This is a genomic window from Knoellia aerolata DSM 18566 (assembly GCF_000768695.1).
In the GTDB taxonomy this organism is placed as follows: Bacteria; Actinomycetota; Actinomycetes; order Actinomycetales; family Dermatophilaceae; genus Knoellia; species Knoellia aerolata.
Genome location: NZ_AVPL01000059.1, coordinates 1 through 21,250, shown reverse-complemented (window position 1 = coordinate 21,250; position 21,250 = coordinate 1). Strand labels below are relative to the sequence as shown.

The window sequence follows — 21,250 nt, the reverse complement described above, 5'->3', positions numbered from 1 at the left end:
ACGGCGGGTGGCAGCCGCCACCGGCACCCCCGGTCCCACCGCGCTCGTGGGTTCCCGTCGCCCCGCCGCCCCCTCCGCGCCCGCGCCGCCGCAACGCCGGCTTCGCCGGGTTCGCGCTGACCCTGGGCATGGCGGCCGTCGGCTACGGCGCCGGTCTCATGCTCGACGGCCCGCTCGACTTCAGCGGCTCCGAGGAGCTCTTCGGCGTGATCCTCGCCCTCGGCGCGGCCGCCCTCACCACCCTCGTCATCGGGCTCTCGGGCCGTCGCAGCATCATGTCGGCCGGACTCGTCGTCCTCCTCGGGATCGGGGCGACGGCAGCCGCCATCGGCGAGGAGACGATCGGTGGCGAGCGCGGCATCCGCACCTGGACCCCCGTGCTCTCGGACTCCCCGACGAGCTACAGCCACGGTGCGGGCCGCACCACCCTCGACCTGCGCCCGCTCTTCGCCAGCCTGACGACACCGCCGGTCGCGCCCACCCCGGACGTGGTCCCGAGCCCGGCACCCAGCGCCTCGGGCCTCCCGGCACCGACGCCCACCCCCAGCCCGGCCCCGACGGCCACGGCGTCCGCGCTCGTCCCGGCCGTCCCGCAGGAGATCACCGTGGAGCAGGGCGCCGGCGAGATGGACATCATCGTCCCCCCCGGCGCCACCGCCCAGATCCGGGCCCGCGCCGACTTCGGTGAGGTGCGTGTCCTCGGCGACCTGCCCGCGGGCCGGTCCGACCGGGACGAGGGCACCGACGACGGACCCAGCGAGACGTTGACGCTGAACCTGGGATCGGGCGCCCCCACCGTCACCGTCCGCGCCGACATCACGTTCGGCCAGATCACCATCAAGGAGGGCTGAGCGATGAGCCAGCACGACCAGACCACGCCCCTCGAGACGGGCCCGACCGAGTCGGACGACGACGCGCAGCGCCGGAACCCCGACCACCCGGACCAGCCGACCCAGCCGGCCCCGCCGGTCCCGCCGGTCCCGCCGGTTCAGCCGGACGCGGCCGCTCCCTACCGGGGCTCGACCGCGGTGCCGGAGTTCCGCTCCGGCCCGGCCCCGACGACCTCGGTCGTCGGACTCCTCGGCCTGCTGACGACGATCGCGGTCCTCGTCTCCCAGGCCACCGATCTCGACATCCCCTGGGGTGTCGTCGGACCCGTCGCCGTCGTCGGCGCCGGTGTCCTCCTCGTCGTCCTCGGACTGGCGGGCCTGCGTGGCCAGCGATTCAGGGGTTGAGCGCTCACGCGGACACGCCGGCGACGGCGAGGGCTTGAGGGACCGAGCTCGCGAGCGGAAGGCTCGCGAGCTCGGTCTCGGCCACCCAGCGGGCGGCCGAGGTCGAGCCGCCCACGTCCAGCACAACCGGGTCGCCCGGCTCGGCGCAGTGCGCGGTGTGGAACAGGCGCACGGCGTGGAAGTCCTCCACCCGTCCGCCCGGGGCACGTCCCACCCAGTGCCTCGTCATCACGGTGAGCAGCCGGACGTCGCTCACGTGCTGGCCGGTCTCCTCGTGGACCTCCCGGACGACCGCCACGGCCGGGTCCTCCCCCGGGTCGAGCCCGCCACCGGGGAGGTTCCACATCCCCGCGGCGTTCGTGCTCTCCGACAGCTCGGTCATGAGCACCCCGCGCGAGCTGCGCACGACGGCATACGCCGCGACCCGTTGGTGGGTGACGGCGTTTGCGACGTCGGCCGCGGTGAGGCCGTCGTCCCGCTCCGTCGGTCCCGACGCGACGGCGTCGGGCGCCGGGCGGACGGGCCGGACGGCATACGTGATCCGCAGGTCCTGCGGTGAGCTCCGCGTCACGGACACCGGAGCACCCGACCACCCCCGCCGCGCGAGCTCGACCGACGGGTCGGCCCCGTGCTCCAGGGCGAACCCGTCGGCCCAGCGGCCACGGAGCATGGCCACGACCTCGATCACGACAGGTGCCCCGCGAGCCGGCGGGCGCGGGCGTACTCCGCGGTCGTGCCCTCGACCACCCGGTCCCACGACTGCGCCGGCGGCGTGGAGAGGTTGTGGGCACGGATCCCGTGCAGACGCGTGCGGTCGCCGGCGAGGTCGGCCAGGGCGGCCGCGAGGGCGTCGTCGGACCCCCGGAGCAGGCCCTCGCGGCCGTCGGTGACGAAGTCCTCCACCCCGGTCCCCGTGCGCGCCACGACGGCGAGACCCGCCGTCCGGGCCTCGAGCACCGCGATCCCGAAGGCCTCGAGGCGCGCCGTCGTGAGGTAGACGTCGCTGCGCCGGTGCAGGTCGCGCAGCTCCTCGCGGGTCACGCGTCCGGGCAGGTGGACCCAGTCGACGCCGTGGCGGCGGAGGCCGGCGGCGACGACCCGGCGCTGCGGCCCGTCCCCGACGAGGTGCGCCTCGAGCCGCACGCCCGGACGGGTGCGGTCGAGACGGTGTCGCGCCGAGCGCAGGACGTCGACGAGGGCGCCGGGGCGCTTGCGACGCACGAACCGCAGGGCGCTGACGACCCGGACGACGTCGTCCTGCGCGCGGACCTCGTCGGACTGCGGTCGCCACGCGTCCACGTCGATGCCGTTGCCCAGCACCTCCACCCGGGCGCCGCCGGCGACCCCGGAGACGCGCGCCGCCGCCATGGTCGAGACCGCGGAGAGCGCCGCTCGCCGCTCGTTCCAGCGCCGGGCGTGCCCGAGCGCCCGCAGGATCGGGGCACTCCTGTCGATGACGCAGTGCCAGGTCACGGCGGTGGGGACGGCGCAGGCGAGTGCCACGTCGACGAGGCCGGTCGCGAACGGGCTGACGACTCCCATGTGCGCGTGCGCCACGTCGAAACCACCGGAGCCCAGCAGCCGGCGCACCTCCTCCGTGACGAAGGGGTTGACCGGCGGCGCGCCCGGGAACGGCAGCGGCAGCCGGTGCACGGTCACTCCGGCGTCGGCCTCGACGGTGCGGGTGCGGGTCGGCCCGGCGGTCGCCGTGACGACCTCGACCTCGTGGCCGGCCGCCACGAGCCGGTGGGCGAGGGCGTGCACCTGCACCTCGATGCCGCCGAGCCGCGGCAGGTAGCAGTCCGACAACAGGGCGACCCTCACGAGCGACCAGCCTGCCATGCGTCAGGATGGAGTCGATGACGCGCACGCTCGTGGCCTTCCACGCCCACCCGGACGACGAGGCCCTCCTCACGTCCGGCACGATGGCCCGCGCCGCCGCGGAGGGGCACCGCGTCGTCCTTGTCGTCGCCACCGACGGGGACCTCGGGCTCGCGGCCGACCGGTTCCGCAGCGGCGACGCCCTGGCCACGGTCCGGCTCGCCGAGACGCGCGAGTCCGCCGCCGCCCTCGGCGTCGAGCGCGTCGAGTGGCTCGGCTACGCCGACTCCGGGCACGACGGACCCGTCCCTGCGGACCCGCCCGGGACGATGCGCTTCTGCCGGGCCCCGGTCGAGGAGGCCGCCGAGCGCCTCGCCGCGATCCTCACCACCGAGCAGGCCGACGTCCTCCTCAGCTACGACGCCGCCGGGGGCTACGGCCACCGCGACCACGTCCGCGTCCACGAGGTCGGCGCCCGCGCCGCCGAGATCGCGCGGACCCCGCGTGTCCTCGAGGCGACCGTGCCCCGCGACACGATCGCCCGGGCGGTGCGATGGGCCGCGAGGATCCACTCGTTCCCCGACGGGTTCGACCCCACGACGTTCGAGCGCAGCTTCACCGCCCGGGCCGACATCACCCACCGCATCGACGTCCGCCGCTACGTGGGCGCCAAGCGGGCGTCGATGCGAGCCCACGCCTCCCAGGCCTCGAACGACGGCTCCCAGAGCGGCGACCGGACCCTCGCCGCCTTCCTGAGGATCCCGCGCCCCCTCTACGACGTCGTCTTCGGGCGCGAGTGGTTCCGCGACCCGAGCGTTCGCGGCCGGGCCGCGGACGGCATACGCACCGACATCTTCGAAGGACTGCCGTGAGCCGGCGCGCGCGACAGGTCGTCCGCGTCGTCCTCGGCCTCGCGCTCGCCGTCGGCCTCCTCGGGTGGGGCTTCCCGATCTTCGCCGACACGACGTGGGGCGAGATCGCCGCGCACATCGCGGCGGTGTCGTGGTGGCAGGCGAGCGGCTTCCTCGGCCTCGTGCTCGTCGGGCTCGGGTGCTACACGCTGACGTTCACCGGGTCGCTGCCGGGGCTGAGCAACTGGCGCGCCTTCATCGTCAACATCTGCGGCTCGTCGGTGAGCAACCTCCTCCCCGGCGGCGGCGCGGTCGGGCTGGCGGCGACCTACACGATCCTGCGCTCCTGGGGGTTCCGCAACCGTGACGTGTCGACCTCGGTGATCGTCACCGGGGTGTGGAACACGCTCGCCCGGATCGCCCTGCCCATCGTCGCGATCGCCATGCTGTGGGCCGGCAACGACGGGCTGCCGAGGTCGCTGACGAGCGCAGCCCTGGCGGCGACCATCTCCGGTCTGGCCCTCTTCGGTGTCTTCGTCGCGCTCCTCGTCAGCGAGCGAGCCGCGCAGGCCATCGGAGGTGGGGTCGACCGTCTCCTCGGCCCGCTCCTCCGGCGCCGGAAGCGCACGATGAGCCTCCACGCGCTCGTCCACGACCTGCGGCTGCGCACCAACGAGGTCGTGCGCACGGGCTGGCTGCAGATGACCCTGGGCATGGTCGGGTTCTTCGGGTTCTACTACCTGCTGTTCGTCCTCATCATGCACTCGGTCAACGTCTTCCTGCCGCTCGGGATCCTCTTCGCCGCCTTCGCGGTCGGGCGGCTCCTCACCGCGGTGGGCATCACGCCCGGGGGGGTGGGGGTCACCGAGTCGGCCACGGTCGTGGCACTCGTCGGGTGGGGCGCCGACTCGGCGTCCGCCGGGGCGGGCGTCGTGCTCTTCTCGATCTTCACGCACCTCATGGAGGTGCCGCTGGGGGCCCTCGGCTGGCTCGCCTGGTCGCTGAGCCCGCGCGTGCGGAACGCCACCGGGGAGGGCCCCGAGGACCGACGTGTCGGGCGTTCCGGTGAGGCGGGCCCCGGCGAGCCCGACCGGAACGCACCGTAGGTCGCCAGCAGGCGGTCAGTCCTGGATGAAGACCAGGGCCATCGGGGTCTGCTCGCTGCCCTGACCGAGCGGGTTGTCGGCGAACATCTCCTCGAAGCGCGCCTTGTCGCCCGGCACGTCGCTGCCGAGGACGTTGCGGCCGATGTCGTTGGCGTCCATGACGATCGTCCCGGCGAACTGCTCCTTGTATGCCGTCGGCACCCGTCCGCGGATCCCGGCCGACAGGCGTGCCGCGACCTGGTCGGGGTCCTTGGGTGCGAGCTTGGCGGAGACGTTCGACGGGTACGCGGAGTACTCGGTCGGTCCGTCGATGGCACTGATGTCGTTGCCGACGAGCTCGTAGAACATCCCCTTGCGGCCGATGACCTTGCCCACGGCTCCGCCGGCAGCGGCGTAGAGGACCCGCGGCAGGCCGGCCTCCTCGATGGCGAGCTGCATGGTGAACGGGGAGCCGAGGCCGATGCCCGCGGGGGTGCGGGTGACGTACTTGGACAGGACCCGGGCCGGCTTGCCGACCTTGATGTCCCAGACGAAGTACGAGCGACCCTGGGTGATGGCGATGATCTTCTCGGAGATGAAGAGGTACCAGCGACCCGCGGTCGCGCCCTGGTGCTCCGGCCCGGCCGTCGGCAGCGTCGCGAAGAACTCCTCGACCCGCTCGAGCACCCGGGCGTCGAGGTCGTCGCCCTGGGCGAAGAGGTCGGTGCGCAGCGGGTAGCGCCGCACCGTCTCGCCGAGGGCGGTCGTGAGGTCGAGGGCCTTCCCGGCGTTGGGCTCGAGGTCGGACTTGGGTGCCGCCTGGGTGGTGGCCTTGTCGACCGGCGGCGCGTCGTCGAAGAACTCCTGCAGCCAGAGCTCGAGGTTGATCAGGCGCCAGAACATCATCGTGTCGGCGTTGTTGCTGCCCTTGATCCAGCCCTCGAACGCGTGCAGGACGTCGGTCTGGCGGAAGTAGGGCCGGTTCGCGAACGACTCGCTGAGGAAGATCGAGTAGAAGTGGTTCTTGAGGCGCATGAACCACTCGGACTGCGGCGTCGTGAACCCGATCTTGTTGCGGCGACGGTTGATCGACTCCGGCAGGACCCCCCGGGTCGCGTCGCGCAGGATCCGCTTGTTCCAGCCGTCCTTGATGATCGCCTCGTCGGTGAGGCTGAAGATGAACTTCACGACCTCCTTGTCGAGGAACGGGACTCGCCCCTCGAGGCTGAAGCGCATCGTGTTCTTGTCCTCGTAGCGCAGCAGGCTCGGCAGGCTGTTGTGGAACAGGTCCTCGATGAGGCGCTTCTTGAGGTTGTTCTGCTCCACCGGGAACCGCTCGTCGCGGTGACGGGCGGCGAACTCGGCGTTGAGGAGCGAGGTCACCGGGACGTCCTTGCGGCCGGTGAGCTTGGCCTTCACCCGGAACCGTCCGAGGCGGTAGAGCACGTCGAGCGACTTGCTCAGCTCGGCGGCCGCGGCCCGGGCCCCCTGGGCGCGCAGCTGCCGGAGGTAGACGGCGTAGTAGGGGATGTAGCCGGCCATCATCTCGTCGGCGCCTTGGCCGTCGAGGAGGACGGTGACGTGCTTGGTCGCCTCGCGCATCACCTGGAACTGCGCGTAGGGGCCGCTGGAGATGAGCGGCTCCTCCTGCGTCCGGATGAAGTCGCGCAGGTCGGCCTTGAACTCGTCGGCGGTCGGGAGGATCTTGTGGCCGTCGACGTGGCCCTGGCAGATCTCGAGGACCTCGTCGACGTACTTCTCCTCGTCGTTGATCGAGTTCGGGAAGACGGCGCTGAAGGTGTTCTGCCGGACGCCGACCGACGCGGTGCGCTCGTCGCCCTCGTTGATGAGCTGGTTGATGACGACGGCGACGGCGGAGCTGTCGAGGCCACCGGACAGCGACGTGCCGACGGGGACCTCGGACTGCAGGCGCAGCCGGACCGCCTCGATGAACCGCTCCTTGTACTCGGCCGCGGCCTCGTCGTCGTAGGGGCGCTGCTCCTGCGCCAGCTCCGCGAGCTCCTCGCGCAGGCGGGTGAACATGCTCCGACGGATGCCGTTCGCGTCGGCCTCGAGCATCTCGCCCGGCTGGAGCCGCTCGATCCCGTCGAAGAAGGTCTCGGTGCCGTCCTCGTGGGCCCGGAACCTCAGGTAGCGGTAGATCGAGCGCTCGTTCGGCTTCTTCTCGTACAGCCCGCTCGCGAGGATGGGCCGGATCTCGCTCGAGAACAGCAGCGCCTCCCCCTCCCCCTCCCCCTCTGTCGCAACGTCTGCGGATTCGGTGGTTCCAGCGACCGCATCCGCAGACGTTGGGGAAGCAGCGGGGGCCTTGACGCGGCATACGTAGACCGGCTTGATGCCGAAGTGGTCGCGGGCCAGCGTGAGCCGCTGCTCGTCGCGGTCCCAGATGGCCAGGCCGAACATGCCGTTGAAGCGGTCGAAGGCCTCCCCGCCCCACTGCGCGAACGCCTCGAGCACGACCTCGGTGTCGGAGTCGGTCGTGAACGTCCGGCCCAGGGCCTCGAGCTCGGCCCGCAGGTCGAGGTAGTTGTAGACCTCGCCGTTGTAGGCGATCGTGTAGCGCCCGTCGGCGGTCGCCATGGGCTGCTGCCCGTGGGCGACGTCGATGATCGAGAGGCGGCGGTGAGCGAGACCGCACGGGCCGTCGACGAAGACGCCCTCACCGTCCGGTCCGCGGTGCTCCTGGCAGTCGTTCATCGTCTGCAGGAGCGCCTCGTTGGCGCTCAGGCCGTGATAGCCGGCGATGCCACACATGCGTTGGGGTCCTCAGTTCTGCTCGGGGTACCGGTCAAGCCTGCCAGACGCGGAGGGATCGACGTCACTCCCACTCGATCGTGCCCGGCGGCTTGCTCGTGACGTCGAGCACGACCCGGTTGACCTCGCGCACCTCGTTGGTGATCCGCGTCGAGATCTTGGCGAGCACGTCGTAGGGCACTCGGGTCCAGTCCGCCGTCATGGCGTCCTCGGACGAGACCGGGCGCAGGACGACCGGGTGGCCGTAGGTGCGGCCGTCGCCCTGCACGCCCACCGAGCGCACCCCGGCGAGCAGCACGACCGGGCACTGCCAGATCTGGCGGTCGAGACCGGCCGCGGACAGCTCCTGACGGGCGATCTGGTCGGCGTGGCGCAGGATCTCGAGCCGCTCGGCCGTGACCTCGCCGACGATGCGGATGCCGAGACCGGGGCCGGGGAACGGCTGGCGCCACACGATCTCCTCGGGGACACCGAGCTCGAGGCCGACCTGGCGCACCTCGTCCTTGAAGAGCAGCCGCAGCGGCTCGATGAGCGTGAACTGGAGGTCGTCGGGGAGCCCGCCGACGTTGTGGTGGGACTTGATGTTGGCCGCGCCGGTGCCGCCACCGGACTCGACGACGTCCGGGTAGAGGGTTCCCTGAACGAGGAACTCGACCGGGTGCCCGTCGCGCTCGGCCGAGCCGACGACGTCGCGGGCGGCCTGCTCGAAGACGCGGATGAACTCGCGGCCGATGATCTTGCGCTTCTCCTCGGGGTCCGAGACGCCCGCGAGGGCGTTGAGGAACTGCTCGCGGGCGTCGACGACGACGAGGTCGACCCCGGTCGCCGCGACGAAGTCCTGCTCGACCTGTTCCGACTCGTTGGCCCGCAGCAGGCCGTGGTCCACGAAGACGCAGGTCAGCTGGTCGCCGACGGCGCGTTGCACGAGGGCGGCGGCGACCGACGAGTCGACGCCACCGGAGAGGGCGCAGAGCACCCGCTTGTCGCCGACGGTCTCGCGGACCTGCTCGACGAGGGACTCGACGACGTTGTGCGCGGTCCACTCCCCGGCGAGCCCGGCGCCGCGGAGGAGGAAGTTCTCGAGCACGCGCTGCCCGAAGGTCGAGTGCATGACCTCGGGGTGCCACTGCACGCCGTAGAGGCGACGGTCGTCGTCCTCGAAGGCCGCGACGGGGGCGCCGGACGTCGACGCCGTGACCCGCATGCCGTCGGGGGCGGCCGTCACGGCGTCGCCGTGGCTCATCCAGACGGACTGGTCGCTCGGCTGCCCGTTGAAGAGCGTCGAGCCGGTGTCGGAGACCATCGCCGGCGTCGAGCCGTACTCCCCCAGACCGGTGTGGTCGACTCTCCCGCCGAGCGCCTGGACCATGGCCTGGAAGCCGTAGCACATGCCGAACACGGGGACCCCGGCGTCGAGCAGGGCCGGGTCGAGCGAGGGCGCGCCCTCCGCGTAGACCGAGCTCGGCCCCCCGGACAGGATGATCGCGGCCGGCTCCTTGGCCAGCATCTCCGTCGCCGGCATGGTCGACGGGACGACCTCGCTGAAGACGTGGGCCTCGCGGACGCGGCGCGCGATGAGCTGGGCGTACTGGGCGCCGAAGTCGACGACGAGGACTGGACGGTCGGACAGGGGGGAGGTCTCGCTCACCCGCACAGGCTACTGGCGAGCGAGGCGGCCCTCGACCTCGGCGGCGACCCTGCGCTCCACCCAGAAGGACAGGAACGGCACGCAGCCGGCGAGCATGACCCCCACCATCCGCGGCAGCGACCAGCCCACCTTGAAGCCGAGGTTGGCGGTGGCGACGAGGTAGACCATGTAGATGAACCCGTGCGGCTGGGGCCACCAGTGCAGCGGGTTCTGCTCCCCCTTCATCGACGTGCCGTACTCCAGCACGATCTCGGCGAGGAGCACGAGCAACCCGACGCCGACGACGAACGCCATCACCTTGAAGAAGGTCAGCGCCTTGCGTGCCGCCGTCTCGTCCCGGATCGCGCGCTGCGTCTGGCTGGTCTGCTCGTTGGTCCGTGCCACGTCAGCCATTGTCCCCGCCGCCCGTGACCGGCTCTCGACCGGCCTCCTCGGCCACGTCCGGCGACTCGGGCTCCGCGTCCTCCCGCTCGTCGTCCTTGACGATCCGCCACCACATGAACACTGCGAACAGCGCGAAGGCCCACCACTGCAGTGCGTATGCCGCATTGCGCCACTTGAAGCCCGTCTCACCCGACGGGGTGGGCACCCGTTCCATCGCCCCCAGGTCGGCGGGGGCCGGAGCGGGGGCCTGCTCCTGCTGGAAGACGAACGCGTTGTAGAGCTCGCCGGGCCAGCGGCTGACGAGCAGCGAGGTGTCGATCGAGCCGAGCTGGCCCTCGGGAGGCGGCTCACCGGCATACGGGGACTCCGGCGGAGCCAGCCCACCCGTGACGGTGACCTGTCCCACGGGCACGGGCGGCACGTCGGCGGCCGAGGTGACGAAGCCGCGCAGCACCGGCAGCGTCGCGCCGGTCGCCGCCACCCGCAGCGGCGCGACGACCCAGAAGCCCGCGCGGCCCTCGAGCCGACGGTTCGCGACGACGACCTGGTCGGCGCCGAACTCCCCGGTCGCCACGACGGGTCGCGTGCTCAGCTCCCCGGGGAAGTCCGAGTGGGGGGTGAGCACGGTCTCGACGGCGACCGGCTGCTGCGAGCGCGCCCGCTCGAGCGCCTCGCGCAGCGCCTCGTCCTCGGCGACGCCGAGCTGCCATCGTCCGAGCTGCACGAACGCGATGACGACGAGCACCGCCACCGCGAGCAGCGCGAGGTGGCGCGGCTTGCGGGCGGATCGGAGCACGGCACGAGCGTAATCGGGCCTGCTGGGCGGAAACTCGGTGGCTCGGTGTCCGGCCTCCTCCTACCGTGGGGGTGCGATGCCCACGACGACCTGGCCGTACGCCCTCGAGGCCGACGCCGCTCCCCCGACCGATCCTGACCGCCTCCTCCTCTGGCTGGTCCGGCGGCAGTGGCGCACCCTCGCGGCGGGCGCGGCCTTCGGGATCCCGTGGATGCTGTCGATCGCCCTCGTCCCGGCCGCCATCGGCAGGGCCATCGACGACGGCCTCGTTGCCCGCGACGGCCGGGCGCTCGTCCTGTGGGCCGGGGTCATCCTCGGCATGGGCCTGCTCAGCGCCCTGACGACCAACCTGCGGCACTGGTTCGCCGTGAGCAACTGGCTGCTCGCCGCCTTCCGCTCGGCGATCGTCACCGAGCGCTCGGTGCGCCGGGCCGGGCCGGCGCTCACGCGCGAGAAGCCCGCGGGGGAGGTGCTGACGACGTTCGCCCGCGACTTCTGGCGGGTGGGCGAGTCGTTCGACGTCACCGCCCGGCTCTCCGGGGCGATCGTCAGCTTCGTCGTCGTGTCCGTCATCCTGCTGCGCGGGTCGCTCATGCTCGGGCTCGTCATGCTCGTCGGCGGCCCGGTCCTGCTGGCGTCGCTGTCGTTCGTCATGCGTCCGCTGCAGAGCCGGCAGCAGGCGCAGCGCGAGGAGTCGGGCCGGCTCACGGCGCTCGGTGCCGACACCGTCACCGGCCTGCGGGTCCTGCGCGGCGTCGGTGGCGAGGAGAACTTCCTCTCCCGGTATGCCGGCCAGTCCGGTCGGGTGCGCGACGCCGGCGTGCGTCTGTCCGGTGTCCAGGCGCTGCTCGACGCGTCCCAGGTGCTGCTGCCGGGCGTGTTCGTCCTCGTCGTGACGGGGTTGGGGGCCCACCTCGCGGTGGCCGGGGACATCTCACCGGGGCAGCTCGTCGCGTTCTACGGCTACACGGCCTTCCTCACGATGCCCCTGCGGACGGCGACGGAGTTCGTCAACAAGCTCACGTCGACGCGGGTCGCGGCCAGCCGGATCGCCCCGATCCTCGCCGCCGAGCCGGACCACCCGACCCGGATCCGCACCACCCCCGTCCTCAACTCGCCAATTCCCCCGTTCCGCACGGACACGCCGGTGCACAACCGGGGAATTGGCGAGTTGGGGACGGACACGCCGGCCGGCGGGGAGCTCGTCGACCCGGCGTCGGGCGTCCGGGTCGCTCCCGGCCAGCTGACCGCCGTCGTCTCGGCGCGCCCCGAGGACAGCGGCGCCATCGCCGCCCGCCTCGGCCGGGCGCTCCCGGGCCGGCACGGCGTCACGTGGGGTGGGACGGCGATCGACGACCTGCCCATCGACGAGGTCCGGCGGGCCATCGTCGTGTCCCAGCCCGACCCTCACCTCTTCAGCGGTCCCGTCCGCCGCGAGCTCGGCGCCGACGAGGTCGACGACCTGGCCCTGACCGCCGCCCTGCACACCGCCGACGCGGGCGACGCCGTCGACTCGGTCGACGGGGGCCTCGACGGGGAGCTCGAGGAGCGCGGTCGGGCCCTCTCCGGCGGCCAGCGCCAGCGGTTGGCGCTGGTTCGCGCGCTGCTGCGCGACGCCGAGGTCCTCGTCCTCGTCGACCCGACGAGCGCCGTCGACGCCCACACCGAGGCCCGCATCGCCGAGCGCCTCGTCAAGCACCGCGCCGGCTCCACGACCGTCGTCGTCACCACGAGCCCGCTGCTGCTCGACCGCGCCGACCGGGTGCTCGTCGTCGAGGGCGGCGTCGTGACCGGGAGCGGGACGCACCGGGATCTCGTCCGGGACCACCCGGCATACCAACGCATCGTCCAGCGCGCCGAGCAGGACTGAGCGATGACCCCGATCCTCAGCCAGGTCGGCGAGACCGACCACGCCAAGCGTGCCCTCCCCATCGCCAGCCGCCAGACGGTCGTCGCGCACACCAAGGTCCTCCTGCGCGACCACCGCCGCCCGCTGCTGTGGGTGCTCGGCCTGCACGGGCTGGCCGCCCTCGTCGGTCTCGTCGGGCCCTGGGTCGTCGGGCAGATCGTCCAGGAGGTGACCCGCGGCGGACCGGCTGAGGCGAGCCTGGGCCGCATCGACACGCTCATCGTCGTGCTCGCCGCGGCGATCGTCGGCCAGACGGTCCTCACCTGGCTCGCGCGGCGGGCGGCGTTCATCCTGTCCGAGCACGTCTTCGCCCGCCTGCGCGAGGACTTCATCGGCTCCGCCGTGCGCCTGCCGCTGTCCACGCTCGAGCGCGCCGGCACCGGCGACCTCGTCGCCCGGACCACCAACGACATCAACGCGATGACCCACGTCATCCGCTTCGGGATCCCGGCGATCGTCGTGTCGGTCATGACGGTGTCGGCCACGGTCGTGGCCGCCGTCCTCACGTCGCCGCTCGCGGCCCTGGCCCTGCTCGCCCCGCTCGTCTTCCACGTCCCCTCGAGCGTCTGGTACCTCCGGCGCGCCGGACGCGTCTACCTGTGGGAGCACGCGAGCTACGCCCGGCTCAACTCGGTGGGTGCGGAGACGATCGAGGGCCTGCGGACCGTCGACAACCTCGGCCTCGGCCCCGCCCGCGGGGAACGCTTCGAGGAGGCACTCGCCGAGGCCGGGCGGGCCGAGCGTGTCGGCGTGAGCCTGCGGCTGCGGTGGTTCCCCTACCTCGAGATCGGCTTCTTCCTGCCCGTCTCCGTCTCGGTGCTCTGGGGCTCGCTCGCGTGGAACGGCCACATCACCATCGGTGCGGCCACCGCGGTGACGCTCTACATCCAGCAGATGCTCGACCCGCTCGGCGACCTCATCAGCTGGCTCGACGAGATCCAGTTCGCCGCCACCTCGCTGTCCCGCGTCCTCGGCGTCGGCGAGGTGCCGCCGGACCGTGTGGCGACCGGCGAGAAGCCGCGCGGCGAGACGATCGTCGTCGACGACGTCCGCTACTCCTACCGCGAGGGCCGCGACGTCCTCCACGGCGTGAGCCTCGAGCTGCGTCCCGGTGAGCGCCTCGCCGTCGTCGGCCCGTCCGGCGCGGGCAAGTCGACGCTCGGCCGGCTCCTCGCGGGCATCGACGGACCGCGCACGGGCCGGGTCACCGTCGGCGGGGTTCCGCTCGTCGACCTCGAGCTCGCGGACCTGCGCGGAGAGGTCGCCCTCGTGACGCAGGAGCACCACGTCTTCGTCGGCACTCTCGGCGAGAACCTGCGTCTCCCGCGGCCCCCCGCGACCGACGAGGAGCTGTACGCCGCCCTCGCGGCCGTCGACGCCGACGTCTGGGTCCGGGCCCTGCCGGACGGGCTCGAGACGACGGTCGGGTCAGGCGGGCACGCCCTCACCGAGGCTCAGGCGCAGCAGGTCGCCCTCGCCCGGCTCGTCCTCGCCGACCCGCACACGCTCGTCCTCGACGAGGCGACGTCGCTGCTGGACCCGCGGGCGGCGCGCCACCTCGAGCGCTCGCTCGCGGCGGTGACCCAGGGCCGCACGGTGGTGGCGATCGCGCACCGGCTGCACACGGCATACGACGCCGACCGGGTGTGCGTCGTCGAGGGCGGCCGGATCAGCGAGCTCGGCACCCACGCCGAGCTCATCGAGCGCGACGGCGCCTATGCCGCCCTCTGGCGCGCCTGGCGCGACGAGGACTGACGACCGCCACTTATTGCGCATTCCGACCCAGCGCGCCGGACTGATTGCGCGTTTCGGCCGGCAGAGCCGGCCGTTGCGCGCAATCAGTCGCGCGGCGGGGGACGGAATGCGCAATAAGTCGGGGGGCGGGGCGGGGTCAGACCGGGAGGCGGAGGACGTCGGGCGCGACCGCGGGGTGGTGCGGCGGGACCGGGGCGAGACGCACGTAGCCCTCCCCCTGGGACGGGCGCGCGTCGAGCTCACCCTTGTTGGGCCACAGCGACATCGCCCGCTCCGCCTGCGCGGTGATGGTCAGCGAGGGGTTGACGCCGAGGTTCGCCGAGATCGCGGAACCGTCGACGACCGAGATCCCCGGGTGTCCCCAGAGGCGGTGGTAGGGGTCGAGGACACCGGTCCTCGCACTGTCACCGATCGTGACGCCGCCGAGGAAGTGGGCGGTCAGGGGGACGTCGAACACCTCGCCCCAGCTGCCTCCGGCGACGGTGTAGTCGCCGGTGACCTCCTGCAGCCGGCGGGCCACCGCGCGCATCGCGTCGTGCCCCTCCTCGATGAAGGTGGGGTTCGGCTCACCGTGACCCTGCTGCGAGGTGAGCCTGGGCCGGCCGAGCAGCCCCCGGCGGCCGGACACCCGCAGCGAGTTGTCGCGAGACTGCATGACGAGCCCGATGATGGCGCGCTCGCTCCACCGGCGCGCCATCGGGAACTGCGTGAGCAGCGCCTTCGGCTCGCGCGCGATCTCGAGCAGGAACTGGACCGGTCGCGGCCACCGCGAGCTCCCGGGCACCATGAGGGTGGACAGCAGCCCCATCGCGTTGGACCCGGGCCCGTACCGCACGTTCTCCACGTGCGTGTGCTCGTCCGGGTGGAACGACGCGGTGATGGCGATGCCCTCCGAGAGCCTGGCGTCGGGGTTGACGTGCTGCGTCGTGGCGCCGAGCAGGGCCTCGCTGTTGGTGCGGGTCAGGTACCCGAGTCGGTCCGAGATCCGCGGCAGCTCACCCTCGTCGCGCATGGCGTGCAGCAGCGACTGGGTTCCCCAGGTGCCGGCCGCGACGACGACGTGGCGAGCCGTGATGACGCGCGGGTCCTTGCCGTGGACCGGGCCCGTCCGCTCGTGGAGGACCCGGTGGGTCACCGTGCCGGAGTCGTATGCCGTCCCCGACCGCTCGCTTCCCGGCAGGACTCCCAGCCGGGTCACGGTGCGCATCGGCTCGATGACGACGCCGAGGGCCTCGGCGAGGTGGAGGTAGTTCTTGCGCAGCGTGTTCTTCGCGCCGTGGCGGCACCCCACCATGCAGTTGCCGCACTCGATGCAGCCGGTGCGGCGCGGGCCGGCCCCACCGAAGTAGGGGTCGTCGACCTCCAGCCCCGGTTCGCCGAAGAAGACCGCGACGGGGGCCTTGCGGAAGGTCTCGGGCACCCCCAGGTCGGCGGCGACGTCGCGCCAGATCTGCTCGACCGGGCCCTCGCACGGGTTCTCGACGACGCCCAGCATCGCCGACGCCGTCTCGTAGTGCGGGGCCAGCTCGCTCGCCCAGTCGGTGATGTGGCTCCACTGCCGGTCGCGGAAGAAGGCCTCCGGTGGCACGTAGAGGGTGTTCGCGTAGTTGAGCGACCCGCCACCCACACCGGCACCGGCGAGGATCATGACGTCCCGCAGCCGGTGGAGGCGCTGGATGCCGTAGCACCCCAGCTGCGGTGCCCACAGGTAGTTGCGCACGTCCCACGAGGTCCTGGCGAAGTCCTCGTCCTCGAAGCGGCGACCGGCCTCGAGCATGTGGACCGAGTACCCCTTCTCCGCCAGGCGCAGCGCGGCCACGGACCCACCGAAGCCGGTGCCGATGACGACGACGTCGACGTCGACGTCCACGTCCACGTCCACGTCGTCCGCGACGCGCGGGGCCGGGCGCGGGGCCGTCATCGCAGGCCGAGCACGCGCGCGGCGCGCAGGGCCACGCTCACGCCGTGGGCGTAGGACTCCGCGGAGACCCCGGGGCTCGCGCCGAAGCCGACGAGGCGCTGGACGCTGACGGTCTGGCTCTCGGTGTACTTGAGGATGCCCTCGCGTCCGTGGCGGCGGCCGACGCCGGAGGCCTTCATCCCGCCCATCGGGGCGCCCGTGCTGCCCCACGTCGCGGCATACGGGTCGTTGATGTTGACCGTGCCGGTGCGGATGCGCGCGGCGAGCCGCCGGCCGCGGGTGACGTCGCGGGTCCAGACGGAGGAGTTGAGGCCGTACTCGGTGTCGTTGGCGAGCTCGACGGCCTCGTCGTCGGAGCCGACCTCGTAGAGGGCGACGACCGGCCCGAACGTCTCGTCGTCGCGGCAGACCATGTCGGCGGTGACGCCGGTGAGGACGGTGGGCTCGTAGACGTACGGACCGAGGTCGGGACGCGCCCGCCCACCGGTGAGGACGATCGCCCCCTTGGCCCGGGCGTCCTCGACGTGGCGCCGCACCGTCGAGAGCTGGCTCGGGCCGGCGAGCGAGCCCATGTCCGGCCCGTACGCCAGCTCGGTGCCGAGCCGCAGGTCCTCGACGGCCTCGACGAAGCGGGTGACGAACTCCCCGAACACGTCACGGTGGACGAGGAGCCGCTCGGCGCTGATGCAGAGCTGCCCGGCGGAGGCGAAGCACGCCTTCACGGCTCCCGCGACCGCACGGTCGATGTCGGCGTCCTCGGCGACGTACATCGAGTTCTTGCCGCCGAGCTCGAGGCTGAAGCCGACGAGCCTGGCCGCTGCCGACTGCCCGACGGTGCGCCCGGTGGGGGTCGAGCCGGTGTAGCAGACGTAGTCGGCCTGGTCGACGACCGCCTGGCCGGTCGAGGCCCCCGGCCCGAGCACGACCTGGAGGACTCCGTCGGGCAGCCCTGCCTCGAGAAGCAGCTCGTGGGCGGCGAGCGCGGTGAGCGAGGCCTGGAGGTCGGGGCGCAGGACGACCGCGTTGCCCGCCATGAGCGCGGGGACGGCGTCGGTGACGGCGAGGCTGAGCGGGTAGTTCCACGGCGACACGATGCCGACGACACCCTTGGGGCGGTGGCTGACGACCGTCCGCGTCAGGCCGGGCACGGCCCCGAGGACACGCTCGTCACGCAGGTGACCGCTCGCCCGGCGGGCGTAGTGGCGCGCGACGACGGCGCAGTCCGCGACCTCCTCGAAGCCGTGGCTGCGGGTCTTGCCCGACTCGAGCTGGACGAGGTCGAGGAGCTCGACCTGGCGCTCGAGGACGAGGTCGTGGAAGCGCAGCATGACGCCGGCCCGCCGCTCGAGGCTCCACGCCGACCAGGAGCGCTGGGCGGCCCGGGCGGTCGCGAAGGCGACGGTGACGTCGCCGGGGGTCGAGACCGGCAGCGACGCCAGCGGCGCGCCGGTCATCGGCGTGTGGGTCACGTGCCGCTCGGCCGCGGGTCCGGCCACGACCCGGGCCGTGAGGGCGCGAGCGCGAGCCGGGTCGACGGCGTACGTGGCGGTGGGGTCGAGCTCCGGGTCGGCGATGACATCGGTCATTACTCAAGGGTAACCAACTCGCCGGCGCAGCGACACCCACCGGCGGTGAGACCTGCGCCGCAGTCGCCGGGCGGTCAGTCGCTGCCGTACGGCGAGACGACGACCTCGACCCGCTGGAAGTCCTTGAGCTCGGTGTAGCCGGTGGTGGCCATGGCGCGGCGCAGGGCACCGACGAGGTTCGTCGTGCCGTCGGCGATCCGGCTCGGGCCGAAGAGGACCTCCTCGAGCGAGGCCACCGCCCCGACCTCGACGCGCTCGCCGCGCGGCAGCTCCGGGTGGTGGGCCTCCGGGCCCCAGTGGAAGCCACGCCCCGGCGCCTCGGTGGCCCGCGCCAGGGCGGCGCCGAGCATCACCGCGTCGGAGCCGCAGGCGATGGCCTTGACGATGTCGCCGCTCGTGCCGACGCCCCCGTCGGCGATGACGTGGACGTAGCGGCCGCCGCTCTCGTCGAGGTAGTCGCGGCGGGCGGCCGCGACGTCGGCGATGGCCGAGGCCATGGGGGCGTGGATGCCGAGGGTGCGGCGGGTCGTGTGCGCGGCCCCGCCACCGAAGCCGACGAGGACCCCGGCCGCGCCGGTGCGCATGAGGTGGAGCGCGGCCGAGTAGGTCGCGGCGCCGCCGACGATCACCGGGACGTCGAGCTCGTAGATGAAGCGCTTGAGGTTGAGCGGCTCCGTGCGGCCCGAGACGTGCTCGGCCGAGACGGTGGTGCCGCGGATGACGAAGAGGTCGACGCCGGCGTCGACGACGGTCTTCCAGAGCTGCTGGGTGCGCTGCGGGGTGAGCGCACCGGCGACGGTGACGCCGGCCTCACGGATCGTCCGGAGCCGCTCGGAGACGAGCTCGGGCACGATGTCGGCCCGGTAGATCTCCTGCATCCGCGAGGTCGCGAGCGCCGGCTCGAGGGTCGCGATCTCGGCGAGCAGCGGCGCCGGGTCCTCGTAGCGGGTCCACAGCCCCTCGAGGTCGAGGACGGGCAGGCCCCCGTGGCGGCCGAAGGCGACCGCGGTCTCGGGCGACATGACCGAGTCCATCGGCGCCCCCATGACGGGGAGGGCGAAGTGGTACGCGTCGATCTGCCACCCGATCGAGACCTCCTCGGGGTCGCGGGTGCGCCGTGAGGGCACCACCGCGACGTCGTCGAAGGAGTAGGCGCGCCGGGCACGCTTGCCACGTCCGATCTCGATCTCGTTCACGCCCCGAGCCTAGCCACGGCCGTGGAACAACGGATTGGCGCCCGGTGTTCGGGCAGGAGCACAATGAAACGTTGCGGGCTGTCCCGCGCCCCCGGCACCGTCGCCGAAACCCCTTTCATCCTTTTGCTCTCCCGAGGAGACCCTTCCTTGTCCAGTCCAGCCCAGCCCGAGTACCCCGACAAGATCGACGGTGCCGTCCTCAAGATCGCGGGTGTCGTCGTCCTCGGCGCGATCATGTCGATCCTCGACATCACCGTCGTCAACGTCGCCCTGCCGGACCTCCAGACGACCTTCACCGGCGAGGACAACCCGCTGCCCTACTCCACGGTCGCGTGGACGGTCACCGCCTACACGCTGGCCCTGGCCACCGTCATCCCGCTCACCGGGTGGGCCGCCGACCGCTTCGGCACCAAGCGCCTCTACATGCTCGCGCTGCTGCTCTTCACCGCCGGCTCGCTGCTGTGCGCCGCGGCGACGAGCATCAACATGCTCATCCTCTTCCGCGTCGTCCAGGGTCTCGGTGGTGGTCTGCTCATGCCGCTCGGCATGACGATCATGACCCGCGCCGCCGGACCGGCCCGGATGGGCCGGCTCATGGCCATCCTCGGCATCCCCATGCTCCTCGGCCCCATCGGTGGCCCGATCCTCGGTGGCTGGCTCATCGACAAGGTGTCCTGGCACTGGATCTTCCTCATCAACCTGCCGCTCGGCATCGCCGCGCTCGTCTACGCGCAGTGGGCCCTGGCCAAGGACGCCCCCGAGCCCACTGAGTCCTTCGACTGGCTCGGCATGGCCCTCATGAGCCCCGGGCTCGCGTTCTTCCTCTACGGCGTCTCCTCGATCCCGGAGGAGGGCACGATCAGCTCGGCCAAGGTCCTCGGCTTCGCCGGAGCCGGGCTCGTGCTCATCATCGCCTTCGTCTTCCACAGCTTCCGCCCGGAGCACCCGCTCCTGGACCTGCGGCTGTTCAAGAACCGCAACCTCACGTGGTCGATCGTCACGATGTTCATCTTCGCCGGGGCGTTCTTCGGCGGCCTCCTCCTCGTGCCGACCTACCTCCAGACGGTGCGTGGCGAGGGCGCCCTGGACGCCGGCCTCCTCGTCGCCCCGCAGGGCATCGGCGCCATGATCACGATGCCGATCGCCGGGGCGCTCGCCGACAAGCTGCCCGTCGGCCGCATCGTGCCCTTCGGCCTCGCGACGATCACTCTCGGCATGTTCGGCCTGACCCAGGTCGACGGGGACACGTCCTACTGGGGCTACCTCATCCCGGTCCTCTTCGTCATGGGCCTGGGCATGGGCGCGACGATGATGCCGCTCATGACGTCGGCCATCAAGACGCTCACCTCCCACCAGGTGGCGCGCGGCTCGACCCTGCTCAACATCAGCCAGCAGGTCGCCAGCTCGATCGGCGTCGCGATCATCTCGGTCGTGCTCACCAACGGCCTGCGCAACGAGCCGCTCGTGTCGCAGGCGGCGGCGTTCGGTGAGGCCTCGGCCAAGGACCCCGCCAACACGCAGTCGCTGCTCCAGCAGTTCCCGCTCGTCGGCGAGATCCTCGGACGCTTCGGCAACGACGCCGCGGCCGGCCAGGCCGCGCTGCAGTCCGCGGTCCAGAACGCGATGGGCGAGGTGTTCGGCAGCACGTTCTTCGTCGCCGCGATCATGGTCGCGTTCACCCTCGTCACGGCGGCGTTCCTGCCGCGCAAGCACGAGGAGAGCCACCTGCTCGACGACGTCGACCCCGCAGAGGTCGCTCCCCCGGTGATCCTGCACTGAGCGTGCACCGACGCCGCGAGCGTCCCGTCGACGGCCGGTCCCCCTCGGGTGGGCCGGCCTTCGGCATGCTGGGCCCATGGACGCACCCCTGCCCGGTCGGCACAACGCCATCACCGACGTCGCCGGGGTGCTCGTCGGCCACGTCACCCGGGACGAGCCGGGCTGGCTCACCGGGGTGACCGTCGTCGTCCCGCCGCCCGGGACCGTCGGCGGCGTCGAGGTCCGCGGCGGCGCACCCGGCACGCGTGAGACCGACCTCCTCGACCCGACCTGCCTCGTCGACCGCGTCGACGCCGTCGTGCTCGCCGGCGGGAGTGCCTTCGGGCTCGCCTGCGCGGACGGAGCCCTCCAGGGTGCGTATGCCGCCGGGCTCGGCTGGTGCGTCGGCGAGCCCCACGAGGTCGTGCCCGTCGTCCCGGCCGCCGCGGTCTTCGACCTGGGTCGCGGCGGCGCCTTCGGACGCCACCCGGACGCGGCGGACGGGCGGGCGGCCTACGTCGGCGCGACGG

General features: G+C 72.6%; 16 protein-coding genes and 1 pseudogene. 8 read left to right on the top strand and 9 right to left on the bottom strand.

Features of this window, described 5'->3' with window-relative positions; all coding sequences use genetic code 11:
* A pseudogene (locus N801_RS21120) lies at positions 1–851 on the top strand (hypothetical protein); the annotation flags it as partial.
* Positions 852–854: 3 nt separating this feature from the next.
* Positions 855–1,235 carry a hypothetical protein gene (locus tag N801_RS15940; protein WP_035939932.1) on the top strand — a complete coding sequence of 127 codons (381 nt, stop codon included), beginning with the start codon at positions 855–857 and terminating at the stop codon, positions 1,233–1,235.
* Positions 1,236–1,239: 4 nt separating this feature from the next.
* On the opposite strand, the gene N801_RS15935 is transcribed toward N801_RS15940, so the two are convergent.
* Positions 1,240–1,923, bottom strand: coding sequence for an NUDIX hydrolase (locus N801_RS15935; RefSeq protein ID WP_052113205.1), 684 nt, complete (start codon positions 1,921–1,923; stop codon positions 1,240–1,242).
* Positions 1,920–3,077 carry a glycosyltransferase family 4 protein gene (locus N801_RS15930; protein ID WP_052113204.1) on the bottom strand — a complete coding sequence of 386 codons (1,158 nt, stop codon included), beginning with the start codon at positions 3,075–3,077 and terminating at the stop codon, positions 1,920–1,922. The genes N801_RS15935 and N801_RS15930 overlap by 4 nt, the downstream gene beginning before the upstream one ends.
* 8 nt (positions 3,078–3,085) lie before the next feature.
* Here N801_RS15930 and N801_RS15925 point away from each other — a divergent pair, with 8 nt between their 5' ends.
* Positions 3,086–3,928, top strand: a complete 843-nt coding sequence (locus N801_RS15925) for a PIG-L deacetylase family protein (protein WP_035939929.1) — start codon at positions 3,086–3,088, stop codon at positions 3,926–3,928.
* The gene (locus tag N801_RS15920) at positions 3,925–5,013 is read left to right on the top strand and encodes a lysylphosphatidylglycerol synthase transmembrane domain-containing protein (RefSeq protein ID WP_084109114.1); all 1,089 of its coding nucleotides are present in this window, start codon (positions 3,925–3,927) and stop codon (positions 5,011–5,013) included. The genes N801_RS15925 and N801_RS15920 overlap by 4 nt, the downstream gene beginning before the upstream one ends.
* Before the next feature lie 15 nt (positions 5,014–5,028).
* Here N801_RS15920 and N801_RS15915 read toward each other — a convergent pair whose 3' ends face one another.
* From N801_RS15915 to N801_RS15900, 4 genes are all read right to left on the bottom strand, one after another.
* Positions 5,029–7,767, bottom strand: coding sequence for an asparagine synthase-related protein (locus N801_RS15915; protein ID WP_035939926.1), 2,739 nt, complete (start codon positions 7,765–7,767; stop codon positions 5,029–5,031).
* Between the two features lie 64 nt (positions 7,768–7,831).
* Positions 7,832–9,421: a glutamine-hydrolyzing GMP synthase gene (gene guaA, locus N801_RS15910; protein WP_245618480.1), complete on the bottom strand. Its 1,590-nt coding sequence runs from the start codon at positions 9,419–9,421 to the stop codon at positions 7,832–7,834.
* A 3-nt stretch (positions 9,422–9,424) separates the two neighbouring features.
* Positions 9,425–9,799: a DUF3817 domain-containing protein gene (locus tag N801_RS15905; RefSeq protein WP_439330543.1), complete on the bottom strand. Its 375-nt coding sequence runs from the start codon at positions 9,797–9,799 to the stop codon at positions 9,425–9,427.
* A 1-nt stretch (position 9,800) separates the two neighbouring features.
* Entirely contained in the window at positions 9,801–10,595 is a 795-nt protein-coding gene (locus N801_RS15900; RefSeq protein WP_052113202.1) for an SURF1 family protein, read from the bottom strand.
* A 76-nt stretch (positions 10,596–10,671) separates the two neighbouring features.
* Between N801_RS15900 and N801_RS15895 the strand changes: the two genes are divergently transcribed.
* Both N801_RS15895 and N801_RS15890 read left to right on the top strand, forming a co-directional pair.
* The gene (locus N801_RS15895) at positions 10,672–12,465 is read left to right on the top strand and encodes an ABC transporter ATP-binding protein (RefSeq protein WP_035939921.1); all 1,794 of its coding nucleotides are present in this window, start codon (positions 10,672–10,674) and stop codon (positions 12,463–12,465) included.
* A 3-nt stretch (positions 12,466–12,468) separates the two neighbouring features.
* Positions 12,469–14,259, top strand: a complete 1,791-nt coding sequence (locus tag N801_RS15890) for an ABC transporter ATP-binding protein (RefSeq protein ID WP_052113201.1) — start codon at positions 12,469–12,471, stop codon at positions 14,257–14,259.
* Positions 14,260–14,395: 136 nt separating this feature from the next.
* Here N801_RS15890 and N801_RS15885 read toward each other — a convergent pair whose 3' ends face one another.
* From N801_RS15885 to N801_RS15875, 3 genes are all read right to left on the bottom strand, one after another.
* The gene (locus tag N801_RS15885) at positions 14,396–16,180 is read right to left on the bottom strand and encodes a GMC oxidoreductase (protein ID WP_052113200.1); all 1,785 of its coding nucleotides are present in this window, start codon (positions 16,178–16,180) and stop codon (positions 14,396–14,398) included.
* The gene (locus N801_RS15880) at positions 16,177–17,766 is read right to left on the bottom strand and encodes a succinic semialdehyde dehydrogenase (RefSeq protein ID WP_035939918.1); all 1,590 of its coding nucleotides are present in this window, start codon (positions 17,764–17,766) and stop codon (positions 16,177–16,179) included. Before N801_RS15880 ends, N801_RS15885 begins: the two co-directional genes overlap by 4 nt.
* A 74-nt stretch (positions 17,767–17,840) precedes the next feature.
* A complete protein-coding gene (locus N801_RS15875) occupies positions 17,841–18,962 on the bottom strand; it encodes a GuaB3 family IMP dehydrogenase-related protein (protein ID WP_035939916.1) in 1,122 nt (373 codons plus the stop codon).
* Positions 18,963–19,109: 147 nt separating this feature from the next.
* On the opposite strand from N801_RS15875, the gene N801_RS15870 reads away from it, so the two are divergent.
* Positions 19,110–20,741 carry a DHA2 family efflux MFS transporter permease subunit gene (locus tag N801_RS15870; protein ID WP_035939914.1) on the top strand — a complete coding sequence of 544 codons (1,632 nt, stop codon included), beginning with the start codon at positions 19,110–19,112 and terminating at the stop codon, positions 20,739–20,741.
* Positions 20,742–20,817: 76 nt separating this feature from the next.
* The coding region (locus N801_RS15865) for a P1 family peptidase (protein WP_035939911.1) at positions 20,818–21,250 on the top strand (433 nt) is incomplete at its 3' end.

Bases quoted from the DNA above. Each gene is read 5' to 3' on its own strand.
- N801_RS15940 (WP_035939932.1), top strand. From the start codon at position 855: ATGAGCCAGCACGACCAGACCACGCCCCTCGAGACGGGCCCGACCGAG.
- N801_RS15930 (WP_052113204.1), bottom strand. From the start codon at position 3,077: ATGGCAGGCTGGTCGCTCGTGAGGGTCGCCCTGTTGTCGGACTGCTAC.
- N801_RS15925 (WP_035939929.1), top strand. From the start codon at position 3,086: ATGGAGTCGATGACGCGCACGCTCGTGGCCTTCCACGCCCACCCGGAC.
- N801_RS15915 (WP_035939926.1), bottom strand. From the start codon at position 7,767: ATGTGTGGCATCGCCGGCTATCACGGCCTGAGCGCCAACGAGGCGCTC.
- N801_RS15895 (WP_035939921.1), top strand. From the start codon at position 10,672: ATGCCCACGACGACCTGGCCGTACGCCCTCGAGGCCGACGCCGCTCCC.
- N801_RS15890 (WP_052113201.1), top strand. From the start codon at position 12,469: ATGACCCCGATCCTCAGCCAGGTCGGCGAGACCGACCACGCCAAGCGT.
- N801_RS15885 (WP_052113200.1), bottom strand. From the start codon at position 16,180: ATGACGGCCCCGCGCCCGGCCCCGCGCGTCGCGGACGACGTGGACGTG.
- N801_RS15880 (WP_035939918.1), bottom strand. From the start codon at position 17,766: ATGACCGATGTCATCGCCGACCCGGAGCTCGACCCCACCGCCACGTAC.